This is a genomic window from Pseudomonas sp. R1-43-08 (assembly GCF_003852255.1).
GTDB lineage: Bacteria > Pseudomonadota > Gammaproteobacteria > Pseudomonadales > Pseudomonadaceae > Aquipseudomonas.
This window is the reverse complement of record NZ_CP027734.1, coordinates 1,694,418-1,710,161: the sequence shown is the minus strand read 5'-3', so window position 1 is coordinate 1,710,161 and position 15,744 is coordinate 1,694,418. Positions and strand designations below refer to the sequence as shown.

The window sequence follows — 15,744 nt, the reverse complement described above, 5'->3', positions numbered from 1 at the left end:
AGCCTCACAAAACCGCTTTCGGGTAAGAGCCCAGCACCTTGAGTGCCACGGCCTCCTGGCTGATTTTCTCCAGCACGCCTTTGACCAGTGGGTCGCGGTGATGCCCGATGAAGTCGATGAAGAACACGTAGGTCCATTTACCGCTGCGCGAAGGACGCGTCTCGATGCGCGTCAGGTCGATGCCGTTGTCGTGGAACGGCACCAGCAGCTCATGCAGCGCGCCCGGCTTGTTGCTCATGGAGACGATGATCGACGTCTTGTCGTCGCCGGTGGGCGGCACTTCCTGGCTACCGATCATCAGGAAACGCGTGGAGTTGTCCGGGCGGTCCTCGATTTTCTCGGCCAGGCGCGTCAAGCCATACAGGCCCGCCGCCATATCGCCGGCAATCGCCGCCGAGTTCCATTCGCCCTTGACCCGCTTGGCCGCCTCGGCATTGCTGGAGACCGCCACGCGCTCGACATTCGGGTAATGCGCATCCAGCCACTTGCGGCACTGGGCCAGGGACTGGGCGTGAGAATAGATCCGGCTGATGCTGTCGGTCTTGGTGTTCTCGCCCACCAACAGGTGATGGTGGATACGCAGCTCGACCTCACCGCAGATCACCATGTCGTGTTCCAGGAAGCTGTCCAGCGTGTGGTTGACCGCGCCTTCGGTGGAATTTTCCACCGGCACCACGCCAAAATTCACAGCACCGGCCGCCACTTCGCGGAACACTTCGTCGATCGCCGCCATCGGCTTGCTGATCACGGCGTGGCCGAAATGTTTCATGGCCGCCGCCTGGGTGAAGGTGCCTTCCGGGCCGAGGTACGCCACTTTCAGCGGCTGCTCCAGGGCCAGGCACGAGGACATGATTTCACGGAACAACCGCGCCATTTCTTCGTTGCCCAGCGGGCCTTGGTTGCGTTCCATCACGCGTTTGAGCACCTGGGCTTCTCGCTCGGGCCGGTAGAACACCGGCACTTCGCCTTCTGCCAGGGACGCCATCTTCACCCGTGCCACTTCCTGGGCGCAGCGCGCACGCTCACTGATCAGCTCGAGGACTTTCTCGTCCAGGCTGTCGATGCGTACACGCAGGGCCTTGAGTTCTTGCTCAGACATTAGCCGTGTTCCTTTTCAAACTCTGCCATGTAGGCAACCAGCGCGTTGATCGCGTGGATGTCGACAGCGTTATAGATGGAGGCGCGCATGCCGCCGACCGAACGGTGGCCCTTGAGGTTCAACAGGCCACGCGCTTCGGCGCCGGCCAGGAATGGCTTGTCCAGGCGGTCGTCAGCCAGGCGGAACGGCACGTTCATCCACGAGCGGTCGCTGAGGTTGATCGGGTTGCTGTACAGGCCGCTGGCGTCGATGAAGTCGTACAGGGTGCGCTTCTTCACTTCGTTGAGCTTGCCCATGGCCGCCACGCCGCCCTGCTCCTTGAGCCATTCGAACACCAGGCCGGACAGGTACCAGGCGAACGCCGGCGGGGTGTTGTACATCGAGCCGTTATCGGCCGCGACCTTGTAGTTGAGCATGGTCGGGCACAGCGAGCGGGCGCGACCCAGCAGGTCTTCACGGATGATGTTGACCAGGATGCCGCTCGGGCCGATGTTTTTCTGCGCGCCGGCATAGATCATGCCGTACTTGGACACATCGATCGGGCGCGAGAGGATGTCCGAAGACATGTCGCACACCAGCGGCACGTCGCCCACCTGTGGCACCCAGTCGAATTCCAGGCCACCGATGGTTTCGTTGGCGACGTAGTGCACGTAGGCCGCGTCCTTCGACAATTTCCATTCGTTCTGACCCGGAATGGCGAAGTAGTCATATGGCTTGGCGGTGCCTGCCACGTTGACATGACCGTAGCGGGAGGCCTCTTCAATGGCCTTCTGCCCCCAGATACCGGTGTCGATATAGTCCGCCGTTCCGTCTTCCGGCAGCAGGTTCAGCGGGATCTGGGCGAACTGCTGGCTCGCGCCGCCCTGCAGGAACAGCACCTTGTAGTGGGAAGGGATGTCCAGCAAGTCGTGCAGATCCTGCTCGGCCTTGGTGGCGATGGACACGAACTCATCGCTGCGATGGCTCATTTCCATCACGGAGAGGCCTTTTCCATGCCAGTCGAGGAGTTCAGCCTGCGCGCGCTGCAGGACTGCTTCAGGAAGCGCCGCGGGACCGGCACAGAAGTTATAGGCTCTCTTGCTCACATCCAATCTCACTCTGGTCTGGTGGTAGTCACGCAAACATATCAGCCGACACCGGATCCCGTGTGGGAGCGGGCTTGCTCGCGAAAGCGGTGGGTCAGTCAGCTTATGTGCCGCTGACACTCCGCAATCGGGAGCAAGCCCCCTCCCACAGTTGGATTTTCATCGCTGTCGATATTTCCATCCGGACAAACAACAAGGGGGCGAATCTTCATCCGCCCCCTGTGTGTCCGCTTATTCCTGCGGTTCTTCTTCGTCTGCGGCTGCATCGAGGGTTGGCTCGTCGACGTTGTCATCGCCGGTTGCGATTACCTCGCCGTCGAATTCCTCGCCTTCCAGCTCTTCACCTTCAACTTCCGAAGGCTCTTGCACACGCTCAAGACCGACCAGCTTCTCGTCCTTGGCCAGCTTGATCAAGGTCACGCCCTGGGTGTTACGGCCCAGGCTCGAGACTTCTGCCACGCGGGTACGTACCAGGGTGCCCTGGTCGGAAATCAGCATGATTTCCTCGCCGTCTAGCACCTGCACCGCGCCGACCAGACGACCGTTGCGGTCGTTGCTGACCATGGCGATCACGCCCTGGCCGCCACGCTTGTACTCCGGGAACTCGCTGATGGCGGTGCGCTTGCCGTAGCCACGCTCGGAAGCGGTGAGGATCTGGCTGCCTTCTTCCGGAATCAACATGGAAATCAGCTTCTGCCCTTCCGGCAGGCGCATGCCGCGCACACCACGGGCAGTACGGCCCATGGCACGAACGTCGGATTCCTTGAAGCGCGTGACCTTGCCGCCGTCGGAGAACAGCATGACTTCGCGCTCGCCATCGGTGATGGCCGCCGAAATCAGCACGTCGCCTTCATCCAGCTCCAGGGCGATCAGGCCCACGCTGCGTTGACGGCTGAAGGATTCCAGCGGGGTCTTCTTCACGGTGCCTTTGGCGGTGGCCATGAAGATGAAGTGACCCTCGGTGTATTCATCGACCGGCAGCATGGTGGTGATGTATTCATCACTGTCCAGCGGCAGCAGGTTGACCAGTGGGCGACCACGGGCAGCGCGGGAGGCTTCAGGGATTTCGTAGGTTTTCAGCCAGTACACCTTGCCCTTGCTGGAGAACAGCAGCAGCGTGGTGTGGCTGTTGGCAACCAGCAGGTGAGCGATGTAGTCCTCATCCTTCACGCCGGTAGCCGACTTACCTTTACCGCCACGACGCTGGGCCTGGTAGGCCGCCAATGGCTGGGTCTTGGCGTAGCCGCCGTGGGAAATGGTCACCACGCGCTCTTCTTCCGGGATCATGTCACCCAGGGTCAGGTCGAGGCGTGCGTCGAGGATTTCGGTACGGCGCACGTCGCCGTATTCGGCGCGGATCACTTCGAGTTCTTCGCGGATCACTTCCATCAGGCGCACGGCGCTGTTGAGGATGCGGATCAACTCGCCGATCTGGTTGAGGATTTCCTGGTACTCGGCCAGCAGCTTCTCGTGCTCCAGGCCGGTCAGGCGGTGCAAGCGCAGTTCCAGGATGGCCTGGGCCTGTTCCGGCGACAGGAAGTACTTGCCTTCGCGCAGGCCGTATTGCGGGTCCAGGGTTTCCGGACGGCACGAGTCGGCGCCGGCGCGTTCAACCATCGCGACCACGGCGCTGGATTCCCACGGCGTGCTGATCAGCGCTTCCTTGGCTTCCGACGGAGTTGGCGAGGCCTTGATCAGGGCAATCACCGGGTCGATGTTCGACAGCGCAACTGCCTGGCCTTCCAGGATGTGGCCGCGCTCGCGGGCCTTGCGCAGTTCGAACACGGTACGGCGGGTGACGACTTCGCGACGGTGACGCACGAAGGCTTCCAGCAAGTCCTTGAGGTTCAGGATGCGCGGGCGGCCATCGATCAGCGCAACCACGTTGATACCAAACACGCTTTGCAGCTGGGTCTGAGCGTAGAGGTTGTTGAGGATCACCTCAGGCACTTCGCCACGACGCAGCTCGATCACCACGCGCATACCGTCTTTGTCGGACTCGTCGCGCAGTTCAGTGATGCCTTCGAGCTTCTTCTCTTTAACCAGCTCGGCGATCTTTTCGATCAGGCGCGCCTTGTTCAGCTGGTACGGAAGTTCGGTGATGACGATCTGCTGGCGGCCACCGACCTTGTCGATGTCTTCGATCATCGAGCGGGCGCGCATGTAAATGCGGCCACGGCCGGTGCGGTAGGCTTCGATGATGCCGGCGCGACCGTTGATGATCGCGGCGGTCGGGAAGTCCGGGCCGGGGATGTATTGCATCAGCTCATCGATGGTCAGCTCGGGGTTGTCGATGAGGGCCAGGCAACCGTCGATCACTTCACCGAGGTTGTGCGGCGGGATGTTGGTCGCCATGCCCACGGCGATACCGCTGGAACCGTTGACCAGCAGGTTGGGAATACGGGTGGGCATGACGGCCGGGATCATTTCGGTGCCGTCGTAGTTCGGCACCCAGTCCACGGTTTCTTTATGCAGGTCGGCCAGCAGCTCGTGCGCCAGCTTGGTCATGCGCACTTCGGTGTATCGCATGGCTGCGGCGTTGTCGCCGTCGACCGAACCGAAGTTGCCCTGGCCGTCTACCAGCAGGTAGCGCAGGGAAAACGGCTGGGCCATCCGAACGATGGTGTCGTACACCGCAGTGTCGCCGTGAGGGTGATACTTACCGATCACGTCACCGACAACACGGGCAGATTTCTTGTACGGCTTGTTCCAGTCGTTACCCAGCTCGCTCATCGCGAACAGCACACGCCGGTGCACGGGCTTCAAGCCGTCGCGCGCATCAGGCAGTGCCCGACCGACAATTACGCTCATCGCGTAGTCGAGGTAGGACTGTTTCAGCTCGTCTTCGATATTGACCGGGAGGATTTCTTTGGCCAGTTCGCCCATGAGAAGCCTGATTCCTTTTTCGGGTGAAACTTCGTCACATCCAGATGGGACGAACGAAGCTCGCCGCTGCCGGCACGGTGCCTGACAACGACTTACGACAAATCAACGAGTTATGACACGGATCTGCACGTTATGGGCAACCCCTCGGGGCGGCCCTGGAAACCGCCGGATGTTATCACAATCGCCGCCACGCACCTATCCCCCTGATGCGCATGGAGGCTAGTAATTTGATGAATGACAGGCTTGAGGAGGACGAGAGAGGCTCAGAGATGGGGTGGTGCTGTTTTTTGGGGGTGGATCCGGAAGTTTTATTGACTTTCAGGGCCAATCGGGAGCAAGCCCCCTCCCACATTTTGACTGTGTTCACAAATCAAATGTGGGAGGGGGCTTGCTCCCGATCGCTATTCAACAAACACCACCACCCTCAATGCAGCCGCTTACGGCACATCAGCTTAGCCAGCTTGGCCGCATCCGGCCGCTCCACCACCCCTTTCTCGGTGACGATCACATCAATCAGGTCGGCCGGGGTGACATCGAAAACCGGATTGAAGGCCTGCACCGCCAGCCGCTGGCCATTCACCTCCAGCAACTCAGCCACATCACGCTCTTCCAGGGCCACATCATCGCCAGTGGCCATCATCAGGTCGAGGGTCGAGCTCGACGCCACCACCATAAAGCGCACGCCGTGGTGCATGGCGCACACGGCCAACTGATACGTGCCGATCTTGCTGATCACATCGCCATTGGCCGCGATGCAGTCAGCGCCAACGACCACCCAGGTCACGCCTTTGGTTTTGAGGATATGCGCCCCGGCGGAGTCGGCATTGACCGTCACCGGGATACCCGCGCCTGCCAACTCCCACGCCGTCAGGCGCGAGCCTTGCAGCCAGGGACGGGTTTCGTTGGCATAGATCTGCTCGACCAGCCCCTCCAGGAACGCCGCGCGAATCACCCCGAGGGCCGTGCCGACACCGCCCGAGGCCAATGCGCCGGCATTGCCATGAGTGAGGATCGCCTGGGCGTTGCCCTGGTGCTTGCGAATCCGCTCCATACCCAATTGGGCCATGACGACATTGGCCTCGCGGTCACTTTCATGGATGGCGATGGCTTCAGCTTCCAGCACGGCCAATGGGTCGGCGTGCTGCTTGAGGCGGTCGAGGCGATCGCGCATGCACTTCAGTGCCCAGAACAGATTCGATGCGGTGGGTCGGGTATCGGCCAGCAGTGCGTAGTCTTCTTCCCACGCTGCTTGCCAGTCGCCGCCTTCAGCCATGCGCTCACGGGCAGCCATGACCAGCCCGTAGGCTGCGCTGATGCCGATGGCCGACGCGCCGCGCACCACCATCGAGCGGATGGCGGCGGCCACCTCGCCGACGGTCGAGCACGCCACCCAGCATTCCCGGGCCGGCAGCGCACGCTGATCGAGCAGGTGCAGCACGCCATCACGCCAATCGATGGCCTTCACCTTCTCTGCAGCCAACAGTCGGTCGCGCATCCCTTTCCCCGTACTCATGAACAAAAGCCGCCGATTATAGCGATCCGCCAGCCAGGACGCTCGGGTATACTTCGCCCTTCTTTTATAGCTGCCCAGGAAGAAGCCTGCGATGACGCCCACTGCCGCCCCGCTCGACTTATTGCTCCTGCCGACCTGGCTGGTCCCCGTCGAACCCGCTGGCGTGGTGCTCAAGGAGCATGGCCTGGGTATTCGGGACGGCTGCATCGTGTTTATCGGGCCGCGGGCGGCGGCGCTCAAGCTTGAGGCCAGCGAGGTGCGCGAGCTGCCCGGCATGCTGCTCAGCCCGGGCCTGATCAACGCCCACGGGCATGCGGCGATGAGCCTGTTTCGCGGCCTGGCCGACGACCTGCCGTTGATGACCTGGCTGGAAAAACACATCTGGCCCGCCGAAGCCAAGTGGGTCGATGAAGCCTTCGTCCGCGATGGCACCAACCTGGCCATCGCCGAGCAGCTCAAGGGCGGCATCACCTGCTTCTCGGATATGTACTTCTACCCCAAGGTCGCCAGCGACTGCGTGCACAACAGCGGCATGCGCGCACAGATCGCCATTCCGATCCTGGATTTCCCGATTCCCGGCGCCAGCAGCGCCGATGAGGCAATGCGCCAGGGTATCGAGCTGTTCGGCGACCTCAAGCACCATCCCCGCATCAAGATCACGTTCGGCCCCCACGCGCCTTACACCGTCAACGATGACAACCTGGAGAAAATCCGGGTGATCGCCGAAGAGCTGGACGCCGCAATTCATATGCATGTGCACGAAACCGCCTTTGAAGTGCAGCAGGCCGTGGAACAGACCGGCGAGCGGCCATTGGCCCGCCTGGGTCGCCTCGGCTTGCTGGGCCCGCGCTTCCAGGCCGTTCATATGACCCAAATCAGCGAGGAAGACCTGGCTTTGCTGGTAGAAAGCAACACCAGCGTCATTCATTGCCCGGAATCGAATCTGAAACTGGCCAGCGGCTTCTGTCCGGTTGAACGCCTGTGGCAGGCTGGCGTCAATGTGGCTATAGGCACTGACGGCGCCGCCAGCAACAACGACCTCGACCTGTTGGGCGAAACCCGCACCGCCGCCATGCTGGCCAAGGCGGTCGCCGGCTCGGCGACCGCGCTGGACGCCCATCGCGCGCTGCGCATGGCGACCCTCAATGGCGCGCGGGCGATGGGCCTGGACGGCCAGATCGGCTCGCTGGAAGTCGGCAAGGCCGCAGATATCGTCGCCTTCGACCTTTCGGGGCTGGCGCAACAACCGATCTACGATCCGGTCTCACAGCTTATCTACGCTACCGGTCGCGATTGCGTGAAACACCTTTGGGTCGCCGGCAAGCAGTTGCTCGACGACCGACGATTGACCCGCATGGATGAAGCACAGTTGACCGCCACGGCCATTGCCTGGGGCCAGCGCATCAGCGGGCACAGCGAATAAACCGATTTATCAGATTCAGAGGATTCACCATGAGCAACGTCGACCACGCCGAAATCGCCAAATTCGAAGCCCTGGCCCACCGCTGGTGGGACCGTGAAAGCGAGTTCAAGCCCCTGCACGACATCAACCCGTTGCGGGTCAACTGGATTGACGAACGCGTCAACCTGGCCGGCAAAAAGGTGCTGGACGTCGGTTGTGGCGGTGGCATCCTCAGTGAAGCCATGGCCCAGCGTGGCGCTACCGTGATGGGCATCGACATGGGCGAAGCGCCGCTGGCCGTGGCCCAGCTGCACCAGCTGGAATCCGGCGTGAGCGTGGAGTACCGCCAGATCACCGCCGAAGCCCTGGCCGAGGAAATGCCCGAGCAGTTTGACGTGGTCACCTGCCTTGAAATGCTCGAGCACGTGCCCGACCCGTCTTCGGTGATCCGCGCCTGTTTCCGCATGGTCAAGCCTGGCGGCCAGGTGTTTTTTTCCACTATCAACCGCAATCCCAAGGCTTATCTGTTCGCGATCATCGGCGCCGAATACATCATGAAGCTGCTGCCGCGCGGCACCCATGACTTCAAGAAATTCATCCGCCCATCCGAGCTGGGGGCCTGGAGCCGTCAGGCCGGCCTCAGCGTAAAAGACATCATCGGCCTGACCTACAACCCACTGACCAAGCACTACAAGCTGGCCAGCGACGTTGACGTCAACTACATGATCCAGACCCTGCGCGAGGAGTAAGCCTGTGAAGTTGCGAGCGGTTCTCTTCGACATGGACGGTACCCTGCTGGACACCGCGCCGGACTTTATCGCCATCTGCCAGGCCATGCGCGCCGAGCGTGGCCTGCCGCCGGTCAACCCGCAGCACATCCGCGATGAAATCTCCGGTGGCGCGCGGGCCATGGTCGCCGTGACCTTCTCGATGGACCCGGAGTCGCCAGGCTTTGAAGACCTGCGCCAGGAATTCCTCGAGCGCTACCTCAAGGACTGCGCGGTGCACAGCAAACTGTTCGACGGTATGGCCGAACTGCTGGAAGACATCGAGAAGGCCAAGCTGATCTGGGGCGTGGTCACCAACAAGCCGGTGCGCTTTGCCGAGCCGATCATGCAGCGACTGGGCCTGGCCGAACGCTCGGCCGTGCTGATCTGCCCGGACCACGTGAAGAACAGCAAGCCGGACCCGGAGCCGATGATCCTGGCCTGCAAGCTGCTGAACCTGGACCCGGCCAGCGTGTTGTTCGTGGGCGATGACCTGCGTGACATAGAGTCCGGCCGCGACGCCGGTACGCGTACGGCGGCGGTGACCTACGGCTATATCCACCCGGACGACAACCCGCGTCACTGGGGCGCGGATGTGGTGGTGGACCACCCGCTGGAACTGCGCAAGGTGCTGGATAACGCGCTGTGCAGTTGCTGATTGTTCGCGATGCTGCTGACCGATGAAGATCCAAAATGTGGGAAGGGGCTTGCTCCCGATAGCAGGGTGTCAGTCACTGTATTTGTGACTGACCCACCGCAATCGGGAGCAAGTCGAATCGTCGCACCGCCCCTCCCACATTTGGATTTGTTTACTGTTTGGATTTTGGCCACATACTGAATTTTGTCGAGGCTATTTATGTTTGATTACGCTGCACCTCCGGAACTGCTCAAAGGCCGCATCATCCTGGTCACCGGTGCCGGCCGTGGGATCGGCGCCGCTGCGGCGAAAACCTACGCGGCCCACGGCGCCACCGTGCTGCTACTAGGCAAGACCGAAGCCAATCTGGCCCAGGTGTATGACGAGATCGAAGCGGCGGGCCAGCCGCAGCCGGTGGTGATCCCGTTCAATCTGGAGACTGCCCTGCCCCATCAATACGATGAGCTGGCGGCGATGATCGAAAGGGAATTTGGCCGCCTCGACGGCCTGCTGCACAATGCCTCGATCATCGGCCCGCGCACACCGATCGAACAGTTGTCCGGCGAGAATTTCATGCGGGTGATGCACGTGAACGTCAACGCGATGTTCATGCTGACCAGCACCTTGCTGCCGCTGCTCAAACTGTCCCAGGATGCGTCGGTGGTGTTCACTTCCAGCAGCGTCGGGCGCAAGGGCCGGGCCTATTGGGGCGCCTATGGTGTGTCCAAGTTCGCCACTGAAGGCTTGATGCAAACCCTGGCCGATGAGCTGGAAGATGTCGCCGCCGTGCGCGCCAACAGCATCAACCCGGGCGGTACGCGCACCAGTATGCGAGCCCAGGCGTACCCAGGGGAAAACCCGATGGAAAGGCCAGCGCCGGAAGAGATCATGCCGGTGTACCTGTATTTGATGGGGCCGGACAGTGCGGGCATCAATGGGCAGGCGTTTGACGCGCAATAACCCCTGACACAACCTAAATCAAAATGTGGGAGGGGGCTTGCTCCCGATAGCGGAGTGTCAGCCAACAGATTAATTGGCTGATCCACCGCTATCGGGAGCAAGCCCCCTCCCACATTGGTATTGCAGCGCTTGTCAGTTTTTCACCACTTCCTCGAGCGTGAAGCGCCCCAACGGGTTCTGCAGGAAGTTGCTCACATTCTTGCGTGAGATGTTGATATACGGGCTGTAATACAGATCGATCCAGTTCACATCCTGCTTCGCCAGTTTCTGCAATTCCACGTACATCTGCTCACGCTTGGCCGGATCGGCCTCGATGCGCGCTTGTGCCACCAGCGCCTTGACCTTGTCGTTCTGGTAGCGGGTCATGTAGTTCTGGTTGGTGTCGTGGCCCAGCACGAAGGTGGTCTTCTGGTCCGGGTCGAGGATGTCGTTGGTCCAGTACATCACCGAAATATCGTACTCACCGTCCACCAACATCTGCCAGCTCTGGGTCGGGTCGACCTTCTGCAGGTTGGCGGTGACGCCGACCTTGGCCAGTTGGTCCTTGATGATCACCGCAATCTGCTCGTCAGCTTCATTGCCGGCATTGACCACATAGTTCAACTTCAAGTCCGTGGCGCCCGCCTCTGCCAGCAGCTTTTTGGCCGCAGTCGGGTCATACGGGCGCTGCAGGTTATTGGCGTAGTGATACAGCGAGCCTTTGGGGATGTAGGAATACGCCACGGTGCCTTGCCCGTAAGTGGCGGTCTTTACCAACGATTGTTTGTCGATGGCCATGTCCAGCGCTTCACGCACCTGCGGCTTGGCCAGCAGGCCGTGCGCGTGGTTGATCAGCAGGTGATCTTCGCGGGTGGACGGGTCGGCGTGGATCACCACGTTCGGGTCTTTCTTCAGCTCCTCAACGCGGGAGAAAGGTACGAAGATCGCCGTGTCCAGCTCGTTGTTCTGCACCATGCGCATGCGTGTGTTGTCGTCGGTGACCGACACCCATTCCACGCCGTCCAGGCTGACCTTACTGGCCTGCCAGAAGTTCGGGTTCTTCTTCAGAATCACGCGGTCGCCCTTACGCCATTCGTCCACGGTGAACGCGCCGGAGGTCACCGGGCTTTCCGAGTAGGCGTCTTCGCCCATCGCCGTCATGGCTTTTTCCGACAGGATCGACACCGTTGGCGAGGCCAGTTGCGAGAGAAACGCCACCGCCGGGGTTTTCAGGGTGACCACCAGCGTCTTCGGATCGCTGGCCTTGGCGGTGTCGATCAGGCTGAACGGGTCACTCCACAGCGACGCCTTGTTATCGCGGATGCGCAACAGGCTGAACGCTGCATCGCTGGCGGTGATCGGCGAACCGTCGGAAAACTTCGCCTCGCGCAGTTTAAAGGTGTACGTCAGGCCGTCCTTGGAAATCTCCCAGCTTTGCGCCAGGCCTGGTTCCATTTTGGTGCCCAGGTTATCCACGCGCACCAGGGTGTCGTAGACGTTGGCGAACACCCAGGTATCGCGGTTCTGCGCGCTTTTGATCGGGTCAAAGGTGGTGCTGTCTTCACGGCAGCCGATGGTCAAGACGCCGGCGGCCTGGGCCAGGCCGGCAGTGAGGGACCAGGCGGTCAGCGTGGCGGCGGCGAGCAACTTCAAATGGCGCGATTGCATGTCATAACTCCTTGTTCATGATGGGCAGGAAGGATCAAAGGGTGTTCAAGCACGCAACTGTATCGATGCTCATGCAGCGAATGGGTGGGCGGCAACATCACGGAACACATGGCGCGGGCATACCGGCAACGCGGGTGAAACGCGCAACCGGTGGGCAGGTTCAGTGGGCTGGGTGGTTCGCCGGGCAGCGGCTGCGCCGGTAACGGGCGATGCGGGTCAATCTGCGGAATCGCCTCGATCAACGCCGCGGTATACGGGTGACGCGGTGCAGTGAACACCGCTTCCACCGGCCCTTCTTCGACGATCTTGCCCAGGTACATCACCGCCACGCGGTCGCACAGGCGCCGCACGATGGCCAGGTCATGGGCAATGAACAAGATCGCCAGGTTCATGCGCTGTTGCAATTGCAGCAGCAAGTTGATGATCTGGCCCTGGATCGACACGTCCAGCGCCGCCACGCATTCGTCGGCGATGATCAAGCGCGGCTCCACCGCCAGCGCCCGTGCGATCCCCACGCGCTGGCACTGGCCGCCGCTGAGGGAGCCTGGCTTGCGCGACGCCAATTCAGGCCGCAGACCGACCAGCTCAAGCAGCTCATCGACCCGGGCGCGGATGTTTTCCGGGGCGACCTTGCGCTGCACCCGCAACACTTCGGCGAGGGTTTCGCCGAGAGTGAGGCGCGGGTTCAGGGCGGCGTAAGGGTCTTGGAAAATCATCGCGGTTTCCTGGCGCAACCGCGCAATATCGATGGCGCTGCCCTGGGCCATGTCGACACCGTCAAACAACACCTGCCCGGCGCTGATCGGGTTCAGGTGCAAAATCGCCCGTCCCAACGTGCTTTTACCGCTGCCAGACTCGCCCACCAGCCCGAGGGTTTCACCGGCCGCCAGGTTCAGTGAAACCCCGTTCACCGCCCTCACCCACTGCTTGTTCAACCCGAACAGGCCAGTGCCGGACGCGGCAAAGCGCACCTCCAGGTCCTTGATCTGCAGCAGACTCATGGGCGTTCTCCGAGGGGATAGTGACACGCCACCCGCGCGCCTTCCGGCAACAGCGTCGTACACAGCGGGCCGACCTGCGGGCAGCGGGGGTTGAAACGGCAGCCGTCAGGCAATGCGTCGAGCAGCGGTGGCTGGCCAGGGATAGTGCGCAGCAATGCATGACCGCTGCTGTGGGCCGGCTGGCAGTCGATCAGCCCGGCGGTGTAAGGATGCCGGGGATGGGCGAGCAGTTCGTATTTGCTGCCGTGTTCGCACAGGCGCCCGGCGTACATCACCGCGATGGAGTCGCAGCTTTGCGCCACCACGCCGAGGTCATGGGTGATCATGATGATCGACAGGCCACGCTTGTCGCGAAGGTCGAGCAACAGCCGCAGGATTTGCGCCTGCACCGTCACATCGAGGGCGGTGGTGGGTTCGTCCGCGATCAGCACCTTCGGGTTGCACCCCAGGGCTACCGCAATCATCGCGCGCTGGCGCATGCCGCCAGAAAATTCATGGGGATAGTTGTCGACCCGCGCCTGCGGGTCGGGAATGCCCACTTGACGCAGCACGTCGATGGCCTGCAGGCGCGCGTCTTTTTTCGATGTGCCCTGATGCAGGCGGATGCCCTCGGCGATCTGCTCGCCGATACGCATCAACGGGTCCAGGTGACTGCTGGGGTTCTGGAAAATCATGCCCAACTGCCCGCCCCGGATGGTACGCATGCCGGCTTCATCCAGGCGCAACAGGTCCTGGCCGGCCAACTGTACTGCGCCGCCTTGTACGCGCAGGTTGGACGACGGCAACAGGCGCATCAGCGCGCGACAGGCCAGGGTCTTGCCCGAACCGCTTTCACCGACCAACCCCAGGATCTCGCCTTCGGCCAGGTCAAAGGACACGCGGTCGACCAGGCACAGCTCGCGCCCGGCGTTATTGGCGATCACACTGAGGTCGCGCACCTGCAGCAGGCTCATGAACGAGCCCCCAGCACTTGCGCCACACCATCGGCCAGCAGGCTGAAGCCCATGGCCAGGGTCACGATGGCCAACCCTGGAAAGGTGCAGATCCACCAGGCGGTGGTGATGAAGGCCTGGCCTTCGGCGACCATCGTCCCCCATTCGGCGGTCGGCGGTTGCACGCCCAGGCCCAGGTAGCTCACGGCCGCACCGTTGAGCAGCACCAGCACCGCGTCGGACATGGAAAACACAATCGAGCCGAACAGCGCATTGGGCAGCAAATGCCGGAACAGGATGCGCCCATGGCCAAACCCCAGGCTCTTGGCGGCCAGGGCGAACTCGCTTTCCTTGAGCACCAGAATCTGCGAGCGGATCAACCGCGCATACGACACCCAGCCCACCAGCGCCATGGCGATGTAAAAGCTCTGCAGCCCAGGCCCGAGAATGGCCATGATCGCCAGCATCAGCACCAGGAACGGAAACGCCAGCACCACGTCGATCACGCGCATGCACACACTGTCGAAGCGCCCGCCGATATAGCCGGACACCGCGCCGACGAAGGTGCCGATCATGAACGGAAAGATCACCCCGACAATCGCCAGTTGCAGGTCGATGCGCGCGCCCCAGATCACCCGTGAAAGGATGTCGCGGCCGTAGTTGTCCGTGCCGAACGGGTGCGCGGCACCAGGCGCGAGCAAACTCATCTCGGTGTTTTGCGCAATCGGGTCGTAGGGCGCGATCCACGGCGCGAACAGCGCCAGGGTCAACCATGCAAACAGTATCAACAGGCCCCATGCGGCAGTCAGGCGACCGTTGCCAAAACCCAAGCGCAGGCGCCAGGGGGCGACCAATGGGCGGCTGTTCATTGCATCTTCACCCGTGGGTCGAGGGCCACCGTCACCACGTCGGCGACGAAGTTGACCACCACCGTCGCACAGGCCAGCACCATCGCCACGCCCTGCACCACCATGTAATCGCGGGTAAAAATACCGCGCACCAGCAACTGGCCGATGCCGGGAATGGCGAACAGGCTTTCGATGACCACCGTGCCGCTGATCAGCCAGCCGATATTCACTGCCAGCAGGTTAACCGCCGGCACCAGGGAGTTGGGCACCACATGGCGGCGGAATACGGCGGCTTCAGACAGCCCCCGCGCCCGTGCAGCGGTGACATGGTCGGCCTGCAGTTCCACCAGCATGCTCGCGCGCAGATTACGCACCAGCACCGCCGACAGCGCCAGCGCAATGGTCAGACACGGCAGCAGCATATGGTGGGCCTTGTCCAGCCAGGTGCGGCCATAACCGGACACCGGAAACAGGCCCCATTGCACACTCAACAACAGGATCAGCATCAGGCCCAGCCAGAACGCCGGCATGCCCAGGCCGACCGTGGTGAACACGCGGATCAGGGTGTCGGGCCAGCCGCCTTTATTGCGCGCCGCCAGTGTCGCCAGCGGCACCGCGATCAACAGCGCCAGCACCACGCTGCCGAGCACCAGTACAAGGGTCGGCTCGATGCGGGTGACGATCAGCTTGAGGGCGTCGACTTTGTACAACAACGATTGGCCGAGGTCGCCCTTGAGCAGGTTCTTCAGGAAATAGAAGTATTGCAGCCATAACGGCTCATCGAGGCCGTACTGGGCGCGGATTTTCAGCAACGCGTCCGGCGTGCTGCGCGAGCCCAGCAGCGCACGCGCCGGATCGCCCGGGATCGAGCGCACCAGCACGAAGGTGATCAAACTGATGCCCAACAGCACCGGCAACAATTGCAGGGGCCGGGACAACACGAAGCGGTAGCGGGCCAGGTTCATCC

Annotated in this window: 13 protein-coding genes; 4 read left to right on the top strand and 9 right to left on the bottom strand. The window is 62.0% G+C overall.

Features of this window, described 5'->3' with window-relative positions:
• Positions 1–4: 4 nt before the first annotated feature.
• The 4 genes from pheA to mtnA all read right to left on the bottom strand — a co-directional run bounded on the left by pheA (position 5) and on the right by mtnA (position 6,565).
• Positions 5–1,099 carry a prephenate dehydratase gene (gene pheA / locus C4J87_RS07775; RefSeq protein ID WP_094952927.1) on the bottom strand — a complete coding sequence of 365 codons (1,095 nt, stop codon included), beginning with the start codon at positions 1,097–1,099 and terminating at the stop codon, positions 5–7.
• On the bottom strand, positions 1,099–2,184 hold the full coding sequence (gene serC, locus C4J87_RS07770; protein ID WP_124366326.1) for a 3-phosphoserine/phosphohydroxythreonine transaminase: 1,086 nt from the start codon (positions 2,182–2,184) through the stop codon (positions 1,099–1,101). The genes pheA and serC overlap by 1 nt, the downstream gene beginning before the upstream one ends.
• A 231-nt stretch (positions 2,185–2,415) precedes the next feature.
• The gene (gene gyrA / locus C4J87_RS07765; RefSeq protein ID WP_124366325.1) at positions 2,416–5,070 is read right to left on the bottom strand and encodes a DNA gyrase subunit A; all 2,655 of its coding nucleotides are present in this window, start codon (positions 5,068–5,070) and stop codon (positions 2,416–2,418) included.
• Between the two features lie 424 nt (positions 5,071–5,494).
• The gene (mtnA, locus tag C4J87_RS07760) at positions 5,495–6,565 is read right to left on the bottom strand and encodes an S-methyl-5-thioribose-1-phosphate isomerase (protein ID WP_124366324.1); all 1,071 of its coding nucleotides are present in this window, start codon (positions 6,563–6,565) and stop codon (positions 5,495–5,497) included.
• A 109-nt stretch (positions 6,566–6,674) separates the two neighbouring features.
• Here mtnA and C4J87_RS07755 point away from each other — a divergent pair, with 109 nt between their 5' ends.
• The 4 genes from C4J87_RS07755 to C4J87_RS07740 all read left to right on the top strand — a co-directional run bounded on the left by C4J87_RS07755 (position 6,675) and on the right by C4J87_RS07740 (position 10,349).
• The gene (locus C4J87_RS07755; RefSeq protein WP_124366323.1) at positions 6,675–8,006 is read left to right on the top strand and encodes a TRZ/ATZ family hydrolase; all 1,332 of its coding nucleotides are present in this window, start codon (positions 6,675–6,677) and stop codon (positions 8,004–8,006) included.
• 29 nt (positions 8,007–8,035) lie between these two features.
• Positions 8,036–8,734 (top strand): bifunctional 2-polyprenyl-6-hydroxyphenol methylase/3-demethylubiquinol 3-O-methyltransferase UbiG, encoded by a 699-nt coding sequence (gene ubiG / locus C4J87_RS07750; RefSeq protein WP_124361853.1) that lies wholly within the window; start codon positions 8,036–8,038, stop codon positions 8,732–8,734.
• 4 nt (positions 8,735–8,738) lie between these two features.
• Entirely contained in the window at positions 8,739–9,410 is a 672-nt protein-coding gene (mupP, locus tag C4J87_RS07745; protein WP_124366322.1) for an N-acetylmuramic acid 6-phosphate phosphatase MupP, read from the top strand.
• 198 nt (positions 9,411–9,608) lie between these two features.
• Entirely contained in the window at positions 9,609–10,349 is a 741-nt protein-coding gene (locus tag C4J87_RS07740; protein WP_124366321.1) for a YciK family oxidoreductase, read from the top strand.
• 132 nt (positions 10,350–10,481) lie between these two features.
• Here the strand turns inward: C4J87_RS07740 and C4J87_RS07735 are convergent, their stop codons facing one another.
• From C4J87_RS07735 to C4J87_RS07715, 5 genes are read right to left on the bottom strand one after another with little or no spacing between them, the layout of a single operon-like run.
• Positions 10,482–11,996, bottom strand: a complete 1,515-nt coding sequence (locus tag C4J87_RS07735) for an ABC transporter substrate-binding protein (protein WP_124366320.1) — start codon at positions 11,994–11,996, stop codon at positions 10,482–10,484.
• Positions 11,978–12,997 (bottom strand): ABC transporter ATP-binding protein, encoded by a 1,020-nt coding sequence (locus C4J87_RS07730; RefSeq protein WP_124366319.1) that lies wholly within the window; start codon positions 12,995–12,997, stop codon positions 11,978–11,980. Before C4J87_RS07730 ends, C4J87_RS07735 begins: the two co-directional genes overlap by 19 nt.
• Entirely contained in the window at positions 12,994–13,950 is a 957-nt protein-coding gene (locus C4J87_RS07725; protein WP_124366318.1) for an ABC transporter ATP-binding protein, read from the bottom strand. The genes C4J87_RS07730 and C4J87_RS07725 overlap by 4 nt, the downstream gene beginning before the upstream one ends.
• Positions 13,947–14,798, bottom strand: a complete 852-nt coding sequence (locus C4J87_RS07720; RefSeq protein ID WP_124366317.1) for an ABC transporter permease — start codon at positions 14,796–14,798, stop codon at positions 13,947–13,949. Before C4J87_RS07720 ends, C4J87_RS07725 begins: the two co-directional genes overlap by 4 nt.
• Complete coding sequence (locus tag C4J87_RS07715) at positions 14,795–15,742, bottom strand: ABC transporter permease (protein WP_124361846.1); 948 nt, start codon at positions 15,740–15,742, stop codon at positions 14,795–14,797. The genes C4J87_RS07720 and C4J87_RS07715 overlap by 4 nt, the downstream gene beginning before the upstream one ends.
• Between the last annotated feature and the right edge of the window lie 2 nt (positions 15,743–15,744).